The following is a 20,958-nucleotide window of genomic DNA, read 5'->3' as shown; positions in this document are numbered from 1 at the left end:
CAAGGATACATTTAGAATTTGGGAGCCTGGGCTTCATTCGACGGCATATTTCCTTCCACGTAAGGCCAACCCTTTTTCCAATGTATCCGGTCGAGCATCAGTACTCGCCCTTGTTTGGCTTTATCCCGGATATAAGCGTGATATAAAATCCAGTCGTCGCCTTTCTTATCGGTCATAATTTCGGCGTTGTGCCCCGTACCGGCAAAACTTGCGTTGGGATGAATGACCACCTCGTGGTGATTGTCGAGCATGGAATGACCGTTTTTGTCCATGTAAGGCCCGAACAGGCTTTCCGACCTGCCGACCACCGTAGTATAGGTACTTTTTTCTCCCTGACAGCACGAACCGATAGAAGCGAACAGATAGTAATATTTTCCTTTTTTATGAATATATACAGCTTCGTAGGCCGTTCCTGCTATTTGCGTCGGTTTTGCACCGGGACGGATATGAAGCCCATCTTCGCTTAATTCGATATAATAAATACCCCGAAAACTTCCCCAAAACAGGTATTTCTCTCCGTTTTCTTCGATATAAAAGGGATCGATAGAATTTTGAACTCCGATTTCATTGCTCCTGAAAAGTTTTCCCTGGTCTGCAAACGGTCCTTCCGGCGAATCGGCGACGGCACATCCTATGCCGCAGGTATGTTCGCCACCCCATCGGGACATCGCATAATATAACACGTATTTCCCATCGATGTAATTGATATCCGGTGCCCACAAACCGGCTTGGGGTTCGAAAGTCGGACGTGTCGCGTCGGTGAAAGCAGTTCCGACAAAAGTCCAGTTCACCAGGTCCGGAGATTTATAGATCGGTGTATTGTGAATATCCTCGGTGGCGTATAAATAAAACATACCGTCGGGAGCTTGAATCACGGTAGGATCCGGAGTCGACCTGGCCAGAACCGGATTGCGGTAAACTTTAATTTGGGGTGTTATTCCATAGATGTGGAGAGAACAAAAGAGGAGAAGTAGGAAGATGAATCTTATTTTCATAGATATTGAAGTCATAATAATCAAAAAGGAAACGGTGACTATACAGTTTTAACCCTTGTTACCGTTTTAACTGTTGTCACCGTTTTAACTTTATAAATTGGTTGGCTAACTCCTTGTTATAATAACAGGAACTATCGGTTATTCTACACCGAATTTATAAATACAGGTGCTGTGGTATTTTTCTCCCGGACGTACAACGACCGAAGGCCAGTCGGCTTTGTTGGGTGAATCGGGATAGTGTTGTGTTTCCAGGCAAAGAGCAGAACGTAAAGGATAGTAAATACCGTGTTTACCTTTTACAGTCCCGTCGAGGAAATTACCGGCATAAAATTGAATACCCGGTTCGTCAGTATATACTTCCAGGGTGCGCCCGCTTTTAGGGTCGTACACTTTGGCTGCAACTTGGCTGATGTCGCCTTGGGTGTTCAAAACGTAATTGTGATCGTAACCGTGACCGTTTTTCAATTGTTCGAAATCGTAATTATCGATTCTGGCACCGATTGCGGTTGCTGTCCGGAAATCCATCGGAGTACCTTCAACCGGAGCGATTTCGCCGGTAGTCATAAACGTACTGTCTACCGGAGTATAATGGTCGGCATTCAGCGTCAACTGATGATCCAGAATGGTGGTTTTACCATCTCCTGAAAGGTTGAAATAGGCATGATTGGTCAGATTGACGATCGTCGGTTTGTCGGTTTCTGCTTCATAGTTGATCTGAAGTGCATTGTCGTCGGACAAGTTGTAAGTTACCGTTGTTTTCAGCGTTCCCGGAAAACCGGCTTCTCCGTCGGGAGAAACACAACTCAGGACTAAAGTCTGGGCATTGGGTTGGGTTGCATCCCAGATCCGGTGATGAAATCCGGTGTCGCCTCCGTGTAAGCAGTGACCGTAGTTATTTTGAGGCAATTGGTATTCCTGGCCGTCCAGGGTGAAACGTCCCTGATTGATCCGGTTGCCATAGCGTCCGATCAGCGCTCCGAAATTACCGCCCTGGTCGGCGATGTAATCGGCGATAGAACTGTGGGCCAGCATGATGTCACCAAACTTGCCGTTTCGGTCGGGCACCCAGATAGAAACGATACGACCTCCGTAGTTCGTGATCGCTACTTCTACACCATTTTTGTTTTTCAGTTCGTACAAAGCGACTTTTTTTCCGGAAACCGTCGTGTCGAAATCTGCTTTTTTTAATCCGGATAAGGTCGTGCCCGTATCGGTCTTACTGTTACAAGCCGTCAGAGAGCATAAAGCACAGCATACGATGAGTAGTCTTTTTTTCATATATTAAAATATTTAGTGTGTAAGTTTGTTACAAAGTAAGAAATAATCCGGATAGAATACTAGTAGAATTATGTCATAAAATGGTATTTTCAGATCAAACTAAACCTTTGAAGGCGGATTCCGGACTTGATTTTTACCTGATATTGATATTTAATGGTTAGATTCTTTTACCTTTTCTTTCATTTTAGAATTATTTTTACGCTATTGAAATTTTTAACCTAAAATATGATATGATGAATTTACTCACGAAATCATTGTCGGTTTGTGCAGGTACTTTATTGGCAACGGGTATTTTATTCACCGGTTTTCGTTCGGCTGACGAAGAGCATATAGCTGTAGTGGAACGTCCTTCGACCAAGGTAGCCAATGTGAATTATACCGGTAGCCGGGCTCCTTTGAAACCTTTACAGTTTATTAAATTGCCTGTCGGGAGCATTCAGCCCGAAGGGTGGCTGAGGAAATACCTGGAACTGCAGAGAGACGGGCTGACCGGACATTTGGGAGAAATCAGTGCCTGGTTGGAAAAAAATGACAATGCCTGGCTGACTTCCGGCGGACAACATGGTTGGGAAGAGGTTCCCTATTGGTTGAAAGGATACGGTAATCTGGCCTATATCCTGAACGATCCTAAAATGATTGCCGAGACGAAAGTTTGGCTGGAAGGAGTTTTTAAAAGTGTACAACCGGATGGGTATTTCGGACCGGTAAACGAACGGGACGGCCGCCGGGAATTGTGGGCTAACATGATTATGTTGTGGTGCATGCAGTCTTATTATGAATATTCCGGCGATCAGCGGGTGATCGACTTGATGACCAATTATTTCAAATGGCAGCTGACGGTCGATGACAGTAAATTTCTGAGGGATTACTGGGAAAATAGCCGGGGAGGTGATAACCTTTGGAGTGTGTACTGGTTGTATAATATTACCGGCGATTCATTTTTATTGGAACTGGCGGAGAAGATTCACCGTTGTACGGCCGATTGGACGATGGACAGCCGTTTACCCAACTGGCATAATGTGAATGTAGCACAGTGTTTTCGTGAACCGGCCACTTATTATATGCTTTCGGGTGATTCGGCCCATTTAGCTGCCAGTTATAATGTACATGCTTTGATTCGCCGTTGTTTCGGGCAGGTGCCGGGCGGTATGTTCGGGGCCGATGAAAATGCCCGGATGGGATGTATCGATCCCCGGCAAGGTACTGAAACCTGTGGGTTTGTCGAGGAAATGGCTTCCGACGAATTGATGATGCGTATCACCGGCGATCCGATGTGGGCAGAACAGTGTGAAGACGTGGCCTTCAATTCTTATCCGGCAGCGGTGATGCCTGATTTCAAGGCGCTGCGTTATATCACTTCCCCCAATCAGGTGTTGAGTGATGCGCAGAATCACAACCCCGGGATCGACAACGGAGGACCGTTCCTGGCGATGAATCCTTTTAGCAGCCGGTGTTGCCAGCATAATCACGCACAGGGATGGCCTTATTATACCGAACATTTGGTGATGGCTACTCCGGATAACGGTCTGGTGGCCGCTCTTTACGGAGCTTGTCAGGTTAAAGCTAAAGTGGGGAATGGCAAAGAGATCGTTTTGAAAGAAACAACCCGCTATCCGTTCGAAGAAACCATTGCCTTTACGATGGATACGAAAGAAAATGTGAATTTCCCGTTTTATCTGCGGATTCCCTCCTGGACCGCGAAAGCTCAGGTGAAAGTGAATGGCAAACGGGTGAAAGTCTCTCCTGTGGCCGGGGAGTATTTCCGTATCGAACGGACCTGGAAAAATGGTGACCGGGTGGAACTGGTATTGCCGATGCACCTGACTATGCGTACCTGGCAGGTGAATAAGAATAGCGTCAGTGTAAATTACGGTCCTCTGACTTTATCGCTGAAAATCGGCGAGGAATTTATCCGGAAGGATAGTCGTGAGACGGCTATCGGTGATTCGAAATGGCAAAAGGGAGCAGATGCTGAAAATTGGCCTTCTTATGAGATCCATCCGACAACTGCCTGGAATTATGCACTGGTATTAGGCGAAAAGAATCCGTTGGAAGGATTTGAAGTGGTGAAAAAAGCCTGGCCGTCGGATAATTTCCCGTTTACTCCCGGGAATGTCCCCTTGGAAGTGAAAGCGCAGGGACGCCGGATTCCTTCGTGGAAGATCGATAAGTATGGGTTGTGCGCTGTACTACCCGAAGCAGATGCCCCGAAATCCCCGCAAATTGAAAATATTACCTTAATACCGATGGGAGCTACCCGTTTGCGGATTTCTGCTTTCCCTGCCGTATCTGAATAATAAAAGCTTGTAAGATGAAATATGGGTGGTATTTAGTGATCGGTATTCTCCTGTTCGCATGTAAAAGCGGACAGGAGACTGTTTTCTGTAATCCTTTGGATGTAGCCTTTGGAGATCCTTATGTTTTACTGGCTTCCGACGGACATTATTATATGTATGGGACGGGAGGTGTGGAAGATGGTTTTGCTTGTTATTCTTCGGACGACCTGGTGCATTGGCGTTCCGAGGGACAGGTCTACTGGGGAAATACTCCCGAATCCTGGGCTGTGGCTAATTTCTGGGCTCCGGAAGTATATGAACGGAATGGTAAATTTTATCTGTTTTTTAGTGCCGATTGGAAAGAGAACCCGGACCATGAATTGGAAAATTTCCGTATCGGGGTGGCTGTAGCTGACCGTCCGACCGGACCTTTCCGTGAATTGACCGACGGCCCTCTCTTCGATCCGGGGTATCCGGTGATCGATGGGAATGTATTTACGGATGAGGACGGACGTTCGTACCTCTTTTTCTCCCGCTGTTGTTATAAACATCCGGTGGAAAGTGAAGTCGCCGATTGGGCGAAGGAGAAAGGAATGTTCGATGAAATTGAAGAGAGTTGGGTATATGGTGTGGAAATCAAATCTGATTTTACAGGGATATTGGGTGAACCGGTATTGGTATTACGGCCGCCTGTCCGGATGGACGACCGGCAGGCTGAATGGGAAAGCCGTTCTGTTACATCGGGAGAAGTAAACCGCCGCTGGACAGAAGGCTCTTTTACCCTGAAAAAAGGAGATACCTATTATATGATGTATTCGGCCAATTTCTTCGGGGGCAAGAACTATGCCGTCGGATATGCTACGGCTGACTCTCCTTTAGGTCCTTATGTGAAAGCTGCTAATAATCCGGTGTTGGAGAAAAATGTCGGTAAGGGAGGTATCGTGACAGGAACAGGACACAACAGTGTTACCTGGTCCCGGGATGGGAAAAGAATGTTTTGTGTATACCATGGTCGGACGGCTCCTACGGGAGAACAAAGAGTTGTATTTATCGATCCGATGGAGATAGACGGGAACGGTGTTTTGAAAGTGAATGGTCCGACGACAATCGAACAGAAAATCAGATTATAACAATCACGGGCAATCACGGGGACGGGGCAATTGTGCGAAAGTTTCGCACAATTGCCCCGTCCCCGTGATTACCCGTGATTACTATAACAGAATCGGAACGGTATAGGAAAAATAAGTCTAAATTTATAGGTATAAATAATATATAAATACTGTGATTTATATGGGATAAAATTTTTATCTGAGATCGATAACTTCTACTTCCGGATGTTTAGCCGGGTCGAATTTAAAGAATGAATCGGCAGGTACGGGTGAACTTTGTTTGATGGATTTGATTGTGATCAGGACATTGTTTCCGTCTTTGCCGAAAGAGGTTACTTTTTGTATCGATGAAGTGGCTGGATTTACCCAGATACCGATTTTTGTAAAGTTACGGCTTTTATCTGTAGGAAAAAGTTCGATGTAGGTTATGCCGTTGCTCGTGCTGACCAGTTTTTGCTCGAATCCTTGGTTGTGGATATCGAAAAGTGTCGTCGGATTCAACATCTCTTCTTCTTCTTCATTGGGATTTTTGATGTTGACTTCCTGTACTTCCGGCATATAGGTATAGATATTTTTTCCGTCGTAATAGTTTTCAACATCCATCACGTTGAGTTTATAAAGATTGCCTTTCATCCAGGCTTTCCCTTCGTGCATTTCATGGATGTTTTCGTCTGGGTTTTCCATCGTTAGGGTGAAGTCGATTTCTGCAGCCGGGTAAGCTTTGAATTTTGCTGCTGCTTTATCCAATATTTCTTTTGCTTTCGGGTCGTTTTGGGCAAATACCGAACAAGCCAGGAGCACAAATAAGAAGGTTGTAAAATATCGCATAATAAATGTTTTAATGTGTTCTGATCCTATTTTGTGATTTCATTACGGCAAAGATACAGAATGTACCGTATATTCTGAAATTTTATTTAGATTTGTATGGTGAAATAAGTTTAAGGATCTATGTTGTTATTTATAAAGCTCGGCTTTTTCGATATACTGGATATTCTGATCGTTGCTTTTATTTTTTATCAGATTTATCGTTTGGTGAAGGGTACGGTAGCAATTAATATCTTTGCCGGAATTTTTACGTTTTATGTGGCCTGGTTGTTGGTGAGGGCGTTGAATATGGAGCTGATCACCTCCATTATGGGGCAGTTTTTCGGTATGGGAATGATCGCCCTCTTGATCGTTTTTCAACAGGAAGTCCGGCGTTTTTTGTTGCTGGTGGGAAGTAAATACAACCTGCAGAATATTTTCAATCTGGAAAAATTGTTTGCCAAGCCGGTGATCAAGGAAGATGTATCGGATGCGATTGTCGAGGCCTGTGTAAATTTTTCGGCTTCCAAGACAGGTGCTTTGATCGTTTTTCAGCAAAATACCGAATTGTACAATTATGCCCAGACAGGGGTCATGATGAAAGCGAAGGTGACCGATGAATTGATCGAAAATATTTTTTTCAAAAATACGCCTTTACACGATGGAGCCGTCATCATCAATGAAAATAAGATTTTAGCTGCCCGTTGTATTCTTCCGGTCTCCGATCGCCGGGATATTCCCGGAAGTATGGGATTGCGCCATCGGGCCGCTTTGGGACTCAGTGGGGTGAGCGATGCTTATGTGGTTGTCGTGAGCGAAGAAACCGGAAACATTACTTTCTTTAAAGACGGAAGTTATAAAGTAAAAGTGAGTCCCGAAGAATTGAAAAAATTTCTGAGTAACGATTTCTCCGGCTTTGTGGTAAAATAATGTCATTTGCCCGGTTATTGGTAAATAAAAGAGGGGTCCTGCATGCAAAACCCCTCTTGTGTCGGTAAGCGGTTGGCTTATAAAGTTTTCAGACAAGCGTTGACGTTATCTTCAATTCGTTTCAGGACGTTGGTAGAGTCGGCTTTCACGAATTTTTGGCCGGTAATGTGTTCGTATAATTCGATGTAGCGATCGGTAATTCCGGCAACTACTGCGGGAGTCATTTCCGGTACCTTTTGTCCGGCTTGTCCCTGAAAACCGTTATCCATCAACCATTCACGAACGAATTCTTTGGATAATTGTTTTTGTTTTTCGCCTTTGGCAAAACGTTCTTCATACCCTTCTGCGTAGAAATAACGTGAAGAATCCGGAGTATGGATTTCGTCGATCAGGTAAATCCGACCGTTTTTCTTTCCGAATTCATATTTAGTATCTACCAAAATCAATCCTTTCTCGGCAGCAATTTCTGTCCCGCGTTGGAATAAGGCATAGGTGTATTTTTCCATCAGCTCGTAATCTTCGCGGCTAACCAGGCCCTGAGCGATAATTTCTTCTTTGGAAATATTTTCGTCATGACCTTCATCGGCTTTTGTTGTAGGCGTAATCAGGGGAGAGGCGAATTTCTGATTTTCTCTCATGCCTTCGGGTAGGGGCAGACCGCAAAGGGTACGTTCTCCGGATTTATAAGCCCGCCAGGAACTTCCGGTCAGGTAACCTCGGATCACCATTTCTACTTTAAACGGTTCGCATTTATGTCCGACAGTAACCATCGGGTCCGGAGTGGCTATTTTCCAGTTCGGAACGATATCTGCGGTTGCATCTAGGAATTTGGCTGCGATTTGATTCAATACCTGCCCTTTGTAAGGCACTCCTTCAGGCAATACGACGTCGAAGGCCGAAATTCGGTCTGAAACCACCATGACCAGATATTCATCATCGATATCATACACGTCACGCACTTTCCCTTTGTACACACTTTTTTGTCCCGGGAAACAGAAATCTGTTTTTACAATAGCATCCATAGAAATTATATTAAAAATTTAATCCATTTATTCTTCATTCTTCCCTTGCCGTTCTTCCTGCTCTTCATTGTATGCTTTCACAATATCCTTCACCAGCCGGTGACGTACGATATCGTCGGAATTAAATTCCACGAAAGCGATGCCCTTGATGTCTTTCAGGATTTTGAAGGCATGAATGAGGCCCGAATCTCCACGCCGGGGTAAATCGATCTGACTCATATCACCGGTGATCACAAATTTAGCACTGATCCCCATTCGTGTTAAAAACATCTTCAACTGATTGCGGGTCGTATTTTGTGCTTCGTCGAGGATTACAAAAGAATCGTTTAGCGTGCGTCCTCTCATATAAGCCAGCGGGGCGATCTGGATAACTTCAGATTCCAGGTATTCTTCCAGCTTTTTGGGCGGAATCATGTCCGATAGGGCGTCGTATAGAGGCTGGAGATAAGGATCTACCTTTTCTTTCATATCTCCGGGCAGGAATCCCAGGCTTTCACCGGCTTCGACAGCCGGACGGCTCAGCACGATCCGTTTCACTTCACGATTACGCAAAGCCCTTACAGCCAAGGCGATCGCTGTATAGGTTTTTCCCGAACCGGCAGGACCGGTGGCGAACAATAAATCATTGGTTCTGGCCAGCTCTACCAATTTACGCTGATTGGGGGTACGGGCACGGATCGCTTTACCGGCATTCCCGTATAAAATGACCGATTCGGCATCTTCCGGATCGGCGACAACATGATCTTCCAGGATGATCCGTTTCAAGTTGGCTACCGTGAGCATATTATAACGGTGGTAGTGCTCGAGTAAAGCAATGATTTTAGTATTTAAAATTTCTATATCGTTGATTTCTCCCTGGATAATAATTTCGTCTCCCCGGGCTGTGATTTTCAGTTTGGGAAAATACTCTTTTAATAGATTGAATTTTGAATTGTTAACTCCGTAAAAATCAATGGGATCTATATTCCCTATGCTTATTCTTTTCTCAATCATGCAATCTTCAATAAATATAACAAAGGTACTACCTTTTTTATGATATGTGAGAGCAGAAACCGATTTTTTTTAATCATAAAAATACATTATTTTTGCAGCCACGAATTGGTGAAAAATGCATGAGGCTGTCGGGTAAGCTGTCCCGGAAGGAGGTAGAGACAACCTCTTTGATTGGTTATTTATGGAAGATCTGGAAAAGAAAAAAGAGGCTTTTGCCGAATTACTGGAAGTGATCGCAACACTTCGCGTCGAGTGTCCCTGGGATAGAAAACAGACAATGGAATCGTTGAGGGCATTGTCGATCGAAGAGGTGTATGAATTGGGGGATGCTATCCTGGCAGGAGATATGGCCGAAGTGAAGAAAGAATTGGGGGATTTGTTGATGCACATCGTATTTTATGCCCAGATAGGCAGTGAAAAAGAGGCTTTCGACATCACCGATGTACTGAATAGTATCTGTGAGAAATTGAAATACCGGCATCCTCATATTTATGGCGAAGTGAAAGTGAATAGTGCTGAAGAGGTGTTGCAGAACTGGGAGCAGTTGAAATTGAAGGAAAAAGGACGGAAACACCGGGTATTGGAAGGGGTTCCCATGTCATTGCCGGCTTTGGTAAAGGCTTACCGTATTCAGGATAAAGCACGGGGAGCCGGATTCGACTGGAAACAAAAGGAGGAGGTATGGACCAAGGTGAAAGAGGAACTGGAAGAGTTTGAGACAGAAGCAGCGAAAGCCGACCAGGAGAAGATGGAGCAGGAATTCGGGGATTTTTTGTTTTCGATCATCAATGCAGCCCGTTTATATGGTATTAATCCCGAGAATGCATTGGAAAAAACAAACCGGAAATTTATCCGCCGCTTCGGTTATGTGGAAGATAAAGCGAAAGAGACAGGGAAAAATTTATCGGATATGAGCCTGGAAGAGATGGAGGCCTATTGGCAGGAAGCCAAAGAGAGAGAACAGAAATAGGGGAAAAGATGGATTTGACAGGGAAATGGAGATATATCGAGAACTACGGCTACGGTGTCGCCGAGGGTGAGCTTTACCTGAAACAGAAAGGACAAAAGTTGGCCGGAAGGATCGTGTTTACGGATAAGGTCGAAGGAGAGAGTTCTTATATGATACAGGAATTTTTAAAAGGAGAACTGGAAGGGCGTAAAGTGCGGCTGGAAGCCATTGAGTTCGACATCATTCATTCGGAGTTTCCGATTACCTATCAGCTGGATCATTGGTTCGGTTTATTGGTCGATGACAATACGATCAAAGGAGTAAGTAAAGACGGACAAGGGGTAGAAGGATATTTTGAATTTGAAAAAGTAGCTACCAGTTTACCCATGGAAATCTGAAATGCCTGTTGCATCGGTATACAAAATTTAGGAAAGTTGACGAAAGTCAGCTTTTTTTTTATTCTTTTCTTTTAAATTGCCCATGCTATTAATCTAAAACCAGTTACTATGTCAAAAATTAAAAAACATCCGGTGTTGGAAGTTCCGGTAAGGGATAAAGTCATCTTTAAATATAATGGGCAGGAAGTAGAAGGAGAGAAGGGGTATACCATAGCGGCTGCATTGCATCAGGCAGGCTTTCCGGTGCACAGTCATAGCCTGGACGGGCGGGAACGTTCGCTGGAATGCGGTATCGGTAAATGCGGGGCTTGTGAGATGTTGGTCGACGGAAAAATCCGGCGGATTTGTATTACGAAAGTGGATGGAGTGAAGGAAGTGAGGGAGGTGACCGAAGATTTCATGGCCAAAAAGGTGAAACAACCGGTTGTCGATAAAAAGAAAATTTTGCGAACGACGGTGGTGATCATCGGGGCTGGACCTGCAGGGCTTGCTGTTCGGGAAGAATTCAATAAATATGGCGTAGATAATATCGTCATCGATAATAACGATAAGACAGGAGGACAATTTACCATGCAAACTCATCAGTTTTTCTTTTTCGAAAAAGAGAAACGTTTTGGTGGAATGCGTGGATTCGATATAGCCAAGACATTGGCCGGAGAGAATACCGACGGTATTTATCTGAATTCTACGGTTTGGGATCTGCTCGAAGGGAAAAGAGTGGCCGTGAAAAATATACAGACCGAGGAGATATTTTTCGTCGATGCCGATTACCTGGTTGTTGCAACAGGTGCTGTACCGTTTATGCCGGCTTTCGAAAACGACGATCTGCCGGGGGTATATACTGCCGCTGTCGTGCAGAAAATGATGAACAGCGAACTGACCTTATTGGGTAAAAATGTCCTGACGATCGGTGCCGGTAATATCGGTTACCTGACCTCTTACCAGCTGATGCAGGCCGGGGCGCAGGTCAAGGCTATTCTGGAGGCTATGCCCCGGGAAGGGGGATTTCCGGTACAGGCCAACCGGGTAAGGCGTTTGGCTATTCCGATTCTAACTTCGCATATGCTGTTGAAGGCAATCCCGAATAAAGAACATAATGGCATCGTCGGTGCGGTGATTGCCCGGTGTGAAAATTTCCGTCCGGTACCGGGAACGGAAAAGGTGATTGAAGGAATCGATGTCATTAATATTTGTACCGGATTGATTCCGGATAATCAGCTGCTTACCAAAGGAAAAGAAGTGTTCGGCGGACGTTGTTTTGCTGCCGGCGATGCTATCCGGATCGGTGAAGGGACTAGTGCGGTCTTGAAAGGACGGCATACGGCAATGCAGATTATGATGGAATTGGGCGTACGGCTGGATTATGACGATTATCTTCTGTTGTCCAAAGAATACATCGATTCGCAGCAACATCCGGTGAAAGTGTTGGAAGAGCCCCGTTTGCCGGAAGAATCCAGACGGTTGGCCCGGGGCTTCGTGCAGGCGGATTGCCTGTATGGTTTTGCTTGCAATCCCTGTTCCTTTGCCTGTCCGCATGGTGCGATTACCAAAACGTCGACTTCTACCGTGCCGGTGATCGATTACGATAAGTGTATCGGTTGTATGGAATGCGTTTATCAGTGTCCCGGATTAGCTATTTTCGGTTATGATTTACGGAAAGACAATCTTTTTTTACCGATTGAATATGAAGCACATGAAGGGGCAGAAGTCTATCTGGTGAACAATAACGGAGAGATATTGGGGGAGGGCAAGATCGAAAAGATTCTGCATAAGCCGAATAAAACGAATGTAGCCCGGGTAAAGTCCCTGACGATTCAGGGGGATGCCCTGACGCGGGTCAGGGGATTCGTTGTGAAAGAAAATTACCCGGAACCTTTGCAGCCGAAACCTTTGTTGGAAGATACAGCAGGGCCCACCTATATTTGTCATTGTGATGATGTGAAACTGGAAGAGGTATTGCAGGTGATCGGAGACCGGACATTTATTTCGATAGATGAAATCAAACATACCACCCACCTGGGCATGGGACCTTGCCGCGGTAAACGGTGTATCCCCCGTTTGCGGACAGCGCTTCGTAGCAGAGGAATCGAATTGGTCGGGGATGCCACTCCCCGGGCTCCGCTGTCGAATCAGTTGACATTGGGCGAGATCGCACCTGCCAAAAAAGGAGATACTTATCTGGTGGCCAACCGGGATACCTTTAAGAAGATAGAAGTCAGTGCTCTGATTGCCGGAGGAGGTATAGCCGGAAGCTCGTTATTCCGTTATATGGCGGAGGCTGGAATGAATCCGGTATTGGTAAATGCCGACCGGGGATCGTCATGGAGAAATATCGGCGGCGGACGTACGGCTTTCTCTTTGCCCGAACTGGCAGAAATTGCGGCTCAGAATCATCATATCTTTAAAGAATTACAATATCTGTCCAATATCGATTACAAACCGATCCGGTACATCAGTTTTGCACACGATGAGGCAACTTATAAGGCATTGGAAGCCAGTAAAGCCTGGTCGAAAGCAGAAATGATCGCTCCGAAGCAGTTCCGCGAAGAGATTTCTCCATATTTTAATGCTAATCCTAAAAAATATATTTCGGCTTTGGTAACGGACGATTGTTGGCAGGCGACTCCCGGAAAAGTGGTGGACCTGGTACGTAATCTGGGAATAGCTGCCGGAGGGACGGTCATGGAGGATTGCCGGGTGCTCGAAGCTTGCCGGGAGGGGAAATATACCAGTGTACTGGTACAGACCCACGATAAAAAATATGTGGAGTATCGTACCGAACATTTTGTCAATGCTTTGGGAAGCGGAGCCGGTAAATTGTGCGATAGCATGGGGATAGACGCCGGATTGTATCCTGTACGCCATCAGGCTTTCATTACCCGCCGTCTCCCGATGTTGGGTAAGAATGGGACGAATCTGGATATGTTGATCGACCGGCAGGATTACAAAGGTTTTTCTGCGGTTTATGGTCAGCAGATCGCTTATACCGGTCAGATTATCGGTTGTGCATCGCCGAAACTCGACGCTATGCGTATCGATAAAAATCTGAAGGTAAATACAAAAGCCTTTTTGGAAATCGTCAGTGAGATGTTCTCTGAATGGATTCCTGATTTGGCCGGTGTAGGTATACAAGCGGTGTGGGCCGGATATTACACCGAACCCCGTTATATTGTCGATCCTGAATTGGGACTGTTTGTCGGAATGCGTGGACACGGATTCATGCTCTCGCAGTACATTGCCCGGATGTATGTCGACAAACTACTGGGACGTCCTGTACCGGAATATTTCGAAAAATTAAAACTGAACGGGCCCGGATTATCTGAAAAAGCGTTTAAATAAGAGTGTAGCAAGTTTAGAAGTGCATAGACCCTGCGGACACTTTTTTATGGCTGTTGCTATGGCCGGTCGGGCCTGAGTCTCCCGGAAGAAAGTGTCCTGCAGGGATCTTTTATATCGGAGAGCTGCGGATGATCATTCCGGGGATTTCAATTATTCTGAGTTTTATTCTTTATATTTGTCGCGGGTACGAGGAATAAAACGGAAGAGTTAAATAGGTTTGAAAACCAAACAAAACGTGCAATTAATTTAGCCATGGTTGAAATAGGAAGATTTAATACTTTGACGGTAGTAAAAATCGTCGATTTTGGAGTTTATCTGGACGGAGGAGAACGCGGTGAGATCCTCATGCCGAAAGAATATGTCCCGGCCAATTGTTTTCCGGACGATGAGGTAAAGGCTTTTGTTTATTTCGATTCGGAGGACCGGATTGTCGCTACGACAGAACATCCCAATGTAATGGTCGGCGAATTCGCTTTCCTGAAAGTGGTCGCTCTAAGTTCTGTAGGGGCCTTTCTGGATTGGGGATTGCGGAAGGATCTGCTGGTACCTTTCCGGGAACAACGCGATCCGATGGTAGAAGGAAAATCCTATCTGGTATATGCTTATCTGGATAAAGCTTCCGACCGGATTGTCGCTTCGACGAAGATCGATAAATATCTGGATCAGGTATTTCCGGAATACGAGCCCAATCAGGAAGTTGAGGTATTGATCGCGCGGCAGTCGGATCTGGGATATAACGTGATTGTAAATAATACCCATTGGGGCTTGATCTATAAAAACGAGATTTTTCGGCCGCTGAAGATCGGTCAAAAAATGAAAGGGTATATTAAGGAGGTGCGAGAAGATGAAAAGATCGATGTGAGCCTGCAACAGCCCGGATATGCCAAAATAGAAGGGTTGGCCGGTGTGGTGCTCGAAAAATTGAAAGATTACGGTGGTATGCTGGACCTTTCGGATAAAAGCCAGCCGGAAGAAATCTACAAGGTCTTCGGATGTAGCAAGAAAAATTATAAAAAGGCCTTGGGGACCTTACTGAAACAAGGACTGATCGAGATCGGCGATTCCGAAGTCCGGTTGAAAACAGAAGATTGAATTCGGGGCCTATGCGGACACTACTTTGGGGCGTGATCGGAATGATGGTTTGGTGTAGGTGTCGTACCTTCCGGCCAAAGGGAAAGCGGTGCTGTTGAAATATAAATTGAAAAAAGATTTTTAATGGGAACTGAACTGAATGCTAAACCGCATTATTTAATTCTGGATGGATTAAGAGGTGTTGCTGCTATCCTGGTCGTATTTTTTCATTTATTCGAAGCCCATTCGTCGGGGCCGTTGGATCAGGTGATCAATCATGGTTATCTGGCGGTGGATTTTTTCTTTGTGCTTTCGGGGTTTGTGGTCGGTTATGCTTACGACGATCGTTGGAATAAGATGACCATCGGTGCTTTTTTTAAGCGTCGTTTGATCCGGTTGCAGCCGATGGTGGTGATGGGGATGTTTATCGGTGCTGTATTTTTCTTTTTCGGGAGCGAGGCTATGTTTCCGGGAATCGGTCAGGTTTCGGTTTGGCAGGTGATGTTGTTATTTGTTATCGGCTCTACTCTGCTTCCTGTGCCGACCTCTATGGATATCCGCGGATGGGGGGAAATGCACCCGTTGAACGGACCTGCCTGGTCACTTTTCTTCGAATATATCGCCAATATTCTCTATGCTTTAGTGATCCGGAGGTTTCCGAAGTTTTTACTGACCTTGCTGGTGATCGTGGCCGGCGGAGCTTTGATTCATTATGCCGTGACAAGTCCGAACGGCTGTCTGGCCGGCGGCTGGAAATTGGATGGCCCGCAACTGAGAGTCGGGTTTACCCGTCTGATGTATCCGTTTTTCGTCGGGCTGTTATTATCCCGGACCGGTTTCCTGATCCGGACCAGGTATGCTTTTGAAAAGTGTAGCCTGTTGCTTTTGATCGTCCTGGCTATGCCTCGTTTAGGAGGTGAGAGCCAGTATTGGTTGAATGGATTATATGAAGCCCTTTGTGTCATCGTTGTCTTTCCATTGATCGTAGTGCTCGGTGCTGGCGGAAAGTTATCGGAGAGCCTGTTCTCGAAAGGTTGTGATTTTATGGGAAAGATTTCTTATCCGCTTTATATCGTCCACTATCCGGTAATCTATCTTTATTGGAATTGGGTTACACCCAGGCATTTGCCCTGGACATCGGTATGGCCTTCTACTATTTTGATTGCGGCATTTTGTATCATGATGGCTTATGCCTGTCTGAAATTATATGACGAACCGGTAAGAACGTGGTTGAGAAAGAAGTTGAAAATCTGAAAAGGGATTGTCCGGAAGCGGGGAGTCTCACTTCGGGACAATCACTGGAGTGGTTGTTCAGTCGATAAGTTCGACATCTAATGCCGGAGGCAGGTTCTGCTTTTCTTTTTTCTCCGGAAGCTCTTCCTGTACTTCCGTAGTGGTTGAAGTTTCTTGGGCTGCCACTTCCTGATCTTCCGGTTTGATTTCAGGCAGATGGTCCAGTTCGTAGTCGAAAGCGGTGATTTCGGGGTAGTCGAGTTTGCCGATGAGGGTCATGATATCCTCGGCGGAATCTTCGGCTGTTTTTTTATCTTCGGTCTCAGCTTCCGTTTGCTCGGGCGTTTCTGTGAGATCGGTCGTTTGTGAGGTTACTTCGGTAGCAGCAACTGTTTCAGTCTCCCGATTTACCGTTGTTGTATCTTCAGGCACTTCCTCCGTATTTTGTGTTTCAATCATTCCGGCTTCGGAAGAAGGATCGGGGATAATTTCTTCTACCGGGGGGAGGGGAAGCACTTCGTCTGTACACTCGCAAGCCTTGGCCGGAGTCTTTTCGTAAAGTTCTCCGTGTTCACAACAGAATACCCGTCCCGGGAATTTCTCGATCAGGTCGTATTGGTGGGTAGCTATAATAATCGTTTTACCGGTGTCACAAATTTCTTTTAATAATTCCACCAACTGATAGGAGGTTTCCGGGTCGATGTTACCTGTCGGTTCGTCTGCCAGGATCAGAGGAGGGGCATTCAATAAAGCCCGGGCCAGTACGATACGTTGCTGTTCTCCTCCGGATAGCTGATGGGGCATCTTGGTCTGTTTGTCACTCATGCCGACTTTAGTGAGTACGGTTTCAATCCGTTCCTTGATGGCTTTTTTATTTTTCCAGCCGGTAGCTTTCAATACGAATTCCAGATTTTCATATACATTCCGGTCGATCAATAATTTGAAATCCTGAAAAACAATACCGCATTTCCGGCGTAGCAAGGGAACCTGTGACTTTTTGATTTTTTTTAATTGAAAACCGGCCACTTCAGCTTTCCCATATTCTAATGGCAATTCTGCATATAAAGTTTTCAGGAAGGAACTTTTCCCACTGCCTACCTTGCCGATCAAATAGACAAATTCACCGCTTGCGATATCGATATTGACATTTTTGAGTATGGTGTTCTTTTGTTGGCGGATTACTCCCCCCTCCATTTTAATAATGCTTTCTGCCATCTTACTGAAATACTAGGTTCAAATTTGAATATGCTGTTCTAAGCCTTACTCTGTTTTTAAGTTCTTTAATCCTGCAATGGTTGCTTCCGGATCTTCGGATTTGAATACAAAACTTCCGGCGACTAATGCATCTGCACCGGCAGCAACCAATTCTCTTCCGGTTTCGAAATTTACTCCTCCGTCGATTTCGATCAGGGTATGGCTATGCGTAGCCTGTATGAGTGCCTTCAGTTTTTTCACTTTTTCAAGCGAATGTTCGATAAAAGATTGCCCTCCGAAACCGGGATTCACACTCATGATCAGCACCACATCGATATCCTGTATCGTGTCTTCGAGCAGACTGACAGGAGTGTGCGGATTTAAGGCAACTCCGGCTTTCATGCCCAAAGCTTTGATTTGTTGGAGCGTACGGTGTAAATGGGTTGACGCTTCAAGGTGTACGGTCAGGATATCGGCTCCGGCTTTGTGAAATGCTTCAACATATCTCTCGGGTTGCACGATCATCAAATGAACATCGAGCGGTTTACGGGCTATTTTCCTGATTTGAGATACAACAGGCAGGCCATAGGATATATTGGGCACGAATACACCGTCCATGATGTCGAGATGAATCCAATCGGCTTCACTTCGATTGACCATTTCCACGTCTTTGCCCAGGTTCATAAAATCGGCGGCTAGAAGCGAAGGAGAAACTATTACACTCATATGCTTTGTTTTTGATGGTTTATTTTATTCGGCTTCCTGACTTTCGTCTTCGTACCAACTGGCATACATCGAGTAAGCATTTACAATTCTTTCCACTTCTCCTTTCAATAACTCTTCACCTAATTGTTTCATTTTTTGGGCTGGTGTCCCGGCATATACCCAGCCTGATTCTACTACGGTACCTTTTGTGACCACACTGCCTGCCGCCACGATCGTATTGCTTTCAACCACAGCATCGTCGAGAACGATAGCTCCCATGCCGATCAGGACATTGTCTTTGATCGTACACCCATGAATGACGGCATTGTGTGCGATAGAGACATTATTTCCGATGTTTGTCGGTGATTTTTTATAAGTGGCGTGGATCGTGGCATTGTCTTGTATATTGACTTTGTTACCGATCCGGATGGAGTGTACATCGCCGCGTAGCACAGCGCCGAACCAGATACTGCAATCGTCTCCCATTTCTACATCACCGATAATAGCTGCATTATCGGCTAAAAAACAGTTTTTCCCGAATTTAGGGGTATGTCCGTTTAGTTTCTTTATGATAGCCATATTGTAAACAAAATTAATAACTTAAAATTGAAACGTAACTTTTTAAACCGTTACGGGCTTCGAAGTTACGAATTATGAGGAAAACGGCAATAAAATATGCTAATTTTCAGTTTTTCAATTTCAATTTTCGAATATTTAATGAATCGGGCGAAACTGCCTGCATCGATTGGGCGTACAAGAGGGTGTAATCAGAAAAATAATTGAATATTGAAAGGAGGAAAGCGATGAATATGGTAAAAAGAAATAATGAGATCAAACCGTTTTATTCTAATTTTCTGGATGATTTTTTGAATACGGGATTATCTGCTTTTGAGGACAGAAGAGGTGTTCCGGCATTAAATGTCAAAGAAGATGAAAAGGAACTCGCCTTGGAACTGAGAGTTCCGGGAATGAAAAAAGAGGATATCCATCTGGAGTATAAAGATGGAATCTTAACGATATCCGGTGAGAAAAATGAGGAAAAAGAGGAGAAAGACAGAGATAAATATCTGAGAAGGGAATTTACTTCTTATTCTTTCCATCGGAGTTTCGAACTACCTGAAGAGAGATATGATGTTGCAAAGGCGCAGGCTGCCTATAAAGACGGTATCCTGGAAGTGACTTTGCCGAAAAAAGAGCAGAAAGATAAAGTGAGCAGACAAATTGAGGTGAAGTAGGTAGTTTGATTTTAGTGGTCGGCCGGTCCATATGAGGACCGGCTGATTTTTTGCTTCTTGATAATCAGAGAAATGAGAAAATAGTCGATTTTTTTTTGCCAAAAAATTTGGAGAAATATATAAAATCCACTTATCTTTGCACCGTCAAAACAAAACAGTTGTTTGAAATTATGCGAAAATAGCTCAGTTGGTAGAGCACGACCTTGCCCCATGTCGATAGACAAAATCCGACCTTGGCAAGGAGAGTAAAATCAACGAGCGTGCATAAAATTGCGAAAATAGCTCAGTTGGTAGAGCACGACCTTGCCAAGGTCGGGGTCGCGGGTTCGAGTCCCGTTTTTCGCTCACTTTTTAAAAGCCGGATATCCTCCGGCTTTTTTATAACCCATAGCCCCCGGGGACGGACAGTGGGCTATTTTGAGACACTATCCTAGCAAACAATGTTTGTGATAGATACTCAAAATTGATTTTTTTAATATTATTTCCAGATAGCTACCTTTCCGTTGCTGGACTGTTAATAGGTGGTTTATCTATAGCATTGCCGTTTTATCTCCGAATCAACGCCGAATCATCTCCGTTCTAAAATAGCCCAGATCAGGAAAAGCTCCGTTCTGCCAAGGGATATACCCTATAGAAACGGGGGCAATATTCCGTAGCCCCCGGGGATAGGAGGGATTTGGTAGCAATCAGAAAACCTACTGCACTATATTGATTAACCAGTACAAATGTGATAACCATCAGGCGCTCGAATATGCCAATAAATTTTCCGGTAGATAGTGTACCAAAAAGTGTGTATCTTCTTTCTTTTTTCATTTTTGCAAATCTATAAATTTTTAATAAAACAATTTTGATTCTAAAAAATTATAAATGGGATATTTATAAATATCAGCATTCTGTGCAACCGTTCCCATGAGTAGAATAACTGCCTGTGGATTCGGCATTGCTCCTCTCATATTAATGACCCTTTTATAATCCCTGTTTAGTCTTTCGATCCAGTTGGTGGTATAAATCATACCTCTGATCTCTTTTTCATATTTAAAGTATGTAAAATAGAACCTGTATCTGTCGTGGTTATACCTTTTGAGTGGCGGATAGCTTTTCTGCCATCTTTGGATAAATTCTTTAAATGTCCCGAATGCTTTTTCCGGAGTGATCCCGTACTGGTCAGGAGCGCATATCTGTTTGAGTTCCTCCATCACCTGTTTCTTATCCCTTGGTTTAACTTTACCCGCGATGTTCCTTTTTAAATGGACGGTGCATAATTGCAGGTCAGCCTGCGGAAAGGTGTCTGCCAGGGTGTTTTCAATACCTGCCAGTCCGTCGCATACCAGCAGATTGACAACGGCCACCCCTCTTTCTTTCAAATTTTCGAAAACGTCTTTCCAGTTCGTAGCGCTTTCGGTGGGAAAGTTTACCACCCTCAATAC

18 protein-coding genes and 1 tRNA gene are annotated in these 20,958 nt (G+C 44.8%); 10 read left to right on the top strand and 9 right to left on the bottom strand.

The genetic code is table 11. From position 1 onward, the window contains the following. Positions 1-11: 11 nt before the first annotated feature. Positions 12-995 carry a family 43 glycosylhydrolase gene (locus WS34_RS01750; protein WP_286693591.1) on the bottom strand — a complete coding sequence of 328 codons (984 nt, stop codon included), beginning with the start codon at positions 993-995 and terminating at the stop codon, positions 12-14. 138 nt (positions 996-1,133) lie between these two features. Continuing rightward, entirely contained in the window at positions 1,134-2,273 is a 1,140-nt protein-coding gene (locus WS34_RS01745) for an aldose epimerase family protein (protein ID WP_046402762.1), read from the bottom strand. A gap of 230 nt (positions 2,274-2,503) precedes the next feature. Here WS34_RS01745 and WS34_RS01740 point away from each other — a divergent pair, with 230 nt between their 5' ends. Next, entirely contained in the window at positions 2,504-4,570 is a 2,067-nt protein-coding gene (locus tag WS34_RS01740; protein ID WP_286693590.1) for a beta-L-arabinofuranosidase domain-containing protein, read from the top strand. Between the two features lie 14 nt (positions 4,571-4,584). Beyond that, complete coding sequence (locus WS34_RS01735; RefSeq protein WP_046402760.1) at positions 4,585-5,679, top strand: glycoside hydrolase family 43 protein; 1,095 nt, start codon at positions 4,585-4,587, stop codon at positions 5,677-5,679. A gap of 174 nt (positions 5,680-5,853) precedes the next feature. Here the strand turns inward: WS34_RS01735 and lolA1 are convergent, their stop codons facing one another. Further along, positions 5,854-6,486 (bottom strand): outer membrane lipoprotein periplasmic chaperone LolA1, encoded by a 633-nt coding sequence (gene lolA1, locus WS34_RS01730; protein ID WP_046402759.1) that lies wholly within the window; start codon positions 6,484-6,486, stop codon positions 5,854-5,856. A 120-nt stretch (positions 6,487-6,606) separates the two neighbouring features. On the opposite strand from lolA1, the gene cdaA reads away from it, so the two are divergent. Then, a complete protein-coding gene (gene cdaA, locus WS34_RS01725; protein WP_286693589.1) occupies positions 6,607-7,392 on the top strand; it encodes a diadenylate cyclase CdaA in 786 nt (261 codons plus the stop codon). Between the two features lie 77 nt (positions 7,393-7,469). Here cdaA and WS34_RS01720 read toward each other — a convergent pair whose 3' ends face one another. Both WS34_RS01720 and WS34_RS01715 read right to left on the bottom strand, forming a co-directional pair. After that, on the bottom strand, positions 7,470-8,414 hold the full coding sequence (locus WS34_RS01720; RefSeq protein ID WP_046402757.1) for a phosphoribosylaminoimidazolesuccinocarboxamide synthase: 945 nt from the start codon (positions 8,412-8,414) through the stop codon (positions 7,470-7,472). Between the two features lie 27 nt (positions 8,415-8,441). Beyond that, positions 8,442-9,407 (bottom strand): PhoH family protein, encoded by a 966-nt coding sequence (locus tag WS34_RS01715; protein WP_046402755.1) that lies wholly within the window; start codon positions 9,405-9,407, stop codon positions 8,442-8,444. A gap of 181 nt (positions 9,408-9,588) precedes the next feature. Here WS34_RS01715 and mazG point away from each other — a divergent pair, with 181 nt between their 5' ends. The 5 genes from mazG to WS34_RS01690 all read left to right on the top strand — a co-directional run bounded on the left by mazG (position 9,589) and on the right by WS34_RS01690 (position 16,418). Then, the gene (gene mazG, locus WS34_RS01710; protein WP_046402754.1) at positions 9,589-10,377 is read left to right on the top strand and encodes a nucleoside triphosphate pyrophosphohydrolase; all 789 of its coding nucleotides are present in this window, start codon (positions 9,589-9,591) and stop codon (positions 10,375-10,377) included. Positions 10,378-10,385: 8 nt separating this feature from the next. Further along, entirely contained in the window at positions 10,386-10,754 is a 369-nt protein-coding gene (locus WS34_RS01705; RefSeq protein WP_046402752.1) for a hypothetical protein, read from the top strand. A gap of 108 nt (positions 10,755-10,862) precedes the next feature. Then, positions 10,863-14,093, top strand: coding sequence for an FAD-dependent oxidoreductase (locus WS34_RS01700; RefSeq protein WP_046402750.1), 3,231 nt, complete (start codon positions 10,863-10,865; stop codon positions 14,091-14,093). Positions 14,094-14,345: 252 nt separating this feature from the next. Next, positions 14,346-15,185, top strand: coding sequence for a CvfB family protein (locus WS34_RS01695; RefSeq protein ID WP_046402748.1), 840 nt, complete (start codon positions 14,346-14,348; stop codon positions 15,183-15,185). Between the two features lie 123 nt (positions 15,186-15,308). Beyond that, complete coding sequence (locus WS34_RS01690) at positions 15,309-16,418, top strand: acyltransferase family protein (protein ID WP_046402746.1); 1,110 nt, start codon at positions 15,309-15,311, stop codon at positions 16,416-16,418. 57 nt (positions 16,419-16,475) lie between these two features. Here WS34_RS01690 and WS34_RS15835 read toward each other — a convergent pair whose 3' ends face one another. Genes WS34_RS15835 through WS34_RS01675 form a run of 3 tightly spaced genes read right to left on the bottom strand, consistent with a single transcriptional unit; the run spans position 16,476 to position 18,875 of the window. Then, positions 16,476-17,612, bottom strand: a complete 1,137-nt coding sequence (locus tag WS34_RS15835) for a cell division ATP-binding protein FtsE (protein ID WP_046402743.1) — start codon at positions 17,610-17,612, stop codon at positions 16,476-16,478. A 45-nt stretch (positions 17,613-17,657) separates the two neighbouring features. After that, positions 17,658-18,317, bottom strand: a complete 660-nt coding sequence (gene rpe, locus WS34_RS01680; protein WP_046402741.1) for a ribulose-phosphate 3-epimerase — start codon at positions 18,315-18,317, stop codon at positions 17,658-17,660. 24 nt (positions 18,318-18,341) lie between these two features. Continuing rightward, complete coding sequence (locus WS34_RS01675) at positions 18,342-18,875, bottom strand: gamma carbonic anhydrase family protein (RefSeq protein ID WP_046402739.1); 534 nt, start codon at positions 18,873-18,875, stop codon at positions 18,342-18,344. A 230-nt stretch (positions 18,876-19,105) separates the two neighbouring features. Here WS34_RS01675 and WS34_RS01670 point away from each other — a divergent pair, with 230 nt between their 5' ends. Together WS34_RS01670 and WS34_RS01665 are read left to right on the top strand one after the other, a co-directional pair. After that, positions 19,106-19,531, top strand: a complete 426-nt coding sequence (locus WS34_RS01670) for an Hsp20/alpha crystallin family protein (RefSeq protein ID WP_286693588.1) — start codon at positions 19,106-19,108, stop codon at positions 19,529-19,531. A 272-nt stretch (positions 19,532-19,803) separates the two neighbouring features. Next, positions 19,804-19,876 (top strand) — tRNA-Gly (locus WS34_RS01665). A 488-nt stretch (positions 19,877-20,364) separates the two neighbouring features. Here the strand turns inward: WS34_RS01665 and WS34_RS01655 are convergent. Continuing rightward, positions 20,365-20,958: IS256 family transposase (locus WS34_RS01655; protein ID WP_286693587.1), on the bottom strand; the 594-nt coding region annotated here is incomplete at its 5' end.

The sequence above is a fragment of the Odoribacter sp. N15.MGS-14 genome, from assembly GCF_000980245.1.
Classification (GTDB): domain Bacteria; phylum Bacteroidota; class Bacteroidia; order Bacteroidales; family Marinifilaceae; genus Odoribacter; species Odoribacter splanchnicus.
This window is presented reverse-complemented; position numbering and strand designations above follow the sequence as displayed.

What these genes read in the sequence shown, in the direction of transcription:
- WS34_RS01705 (WP_046402752.1), top strand. Translation starts at nt 10,386, where the DNA reads ATGGATTTGACAGGGAAATGGAGATATATCGAGAACTACGGCTACGGT.
- lolA1 (WP_046402759.1), bottom strand. Translation starts at nt 6,486, where the DNA reads ATGCGATATTTTACAACCTTCTTATTTGTGCTCCTGGCTTGTTCGGTA.
- WS34_RS01670 (WP_286693588.1), top strand. Translation starts at nt 19,106, where the DNA reads ATGGTAAAAAGAAATAATGAGATCAAACCGTTTTATTCTAATTTTCTG.
- WS34_RS01675 (WP_046402739.1), bottom strand. Translation starts at nt 18,875, where the DNA reads ATGGCTATCATAAAGAAACTAAACGGACATACCCCTAAATTCGGGAAA.
- WS34_RS01715 (WP_046402755.1), bottom strand. Translation starts at nt 9,407, where the DNA reads ATGATTGAGAAAAGAATAAGCATAGGGAATATAGATCCCATTGATTTT.
- WS34_RS01745 (WP_046402762.1), bottom strand. Translation starts at nt 2,273, where the DNA reads ATGAAAAAAAGACTACTCATCGTATGCTGTGCTTTATGCTCTCTGACG.
- WS34_RS01720 (WP_046402757.1), bottom strand. Translation starts at nt 8,414, where the DNA reads ATGGATGCTATTGTAAAAACAGATTTCTGTTTCCCGGGACAAAAAAGT.
- cdaA (WP_286693589.1), top strand. Translation starts at nt 6,607, where the DNA reads ATGTTGTTATTTATAAAGCTCGGCTTTTTCGATATACTGGATATTCTG.
- WS34_RS01735 (WP_046402760.1), top strand. Translation starts at nt 4,585, where the DNA reads ATGAAATATGGGTGGTATTTAGTGATCGGTATTCTCCTGTTCGCATGT.
- rpe (WP_046402741.1), bottom strand. Translation starts at nt 18,317, where the DNA reads ATGAGTGTAATAGTTTCTCCTTCGCTTCTAGCCGCCGATTTTATGAAC.
- WS34_RS01690 (WP_046402746.1), top strand. Translation starts at nt 15,309, where the DNA reads ATGGGAACTGAACTGAATGCTAAACCGCATTATTTAATTCTGGATGGA.
- WS34_RS01750 (WP_286693591.1), bottom strand. Translation starts at nt 995, where the DNA reads ATGAAAATAAGATTCATCTTCCTACTTCTCCTCTTTTGTTCTCTCCAC.
- WS34_RS01700 (WP_046402750.1), top strand. Translation starts at nt 10,863, where the DNA reads ATGTCAAAAATTAAAAAACATCCGGTGTTGGAAGTTCCGGTAAGGGAT.
- WS34_RS15835 (WP_046402743.1), bottom strand. Translation starts at nt 17,612, where the DNA reads ATGGCAGAAAGCATTATTAAAATGGAGGGGGGAGTAATCCGCCAACAA.
- WS34_RS01695 (WP_046402748.1), top strand. Translation starts at nt 14,346, where the DNA reads ATGGTTGAAATAGGAAGATTTAATACTTTGACGGTAGTAAAAATCGTC.
- WS34_RS01740 (WP_286693590.1), top strand. Translation starts at nt 2,504, where the DNA reads ATGATGAATTTACTCACGAAATCATTGTCGGTTTGTGCAGGTACTTTA.
- mazG (WP_046402754.1), top strand. Translation starts at nt 9,589, where the DNA reads ATGGAAGATCTGGAAAAGAAAAAAGAGGCTTTTGCCGAATTACTGGAA.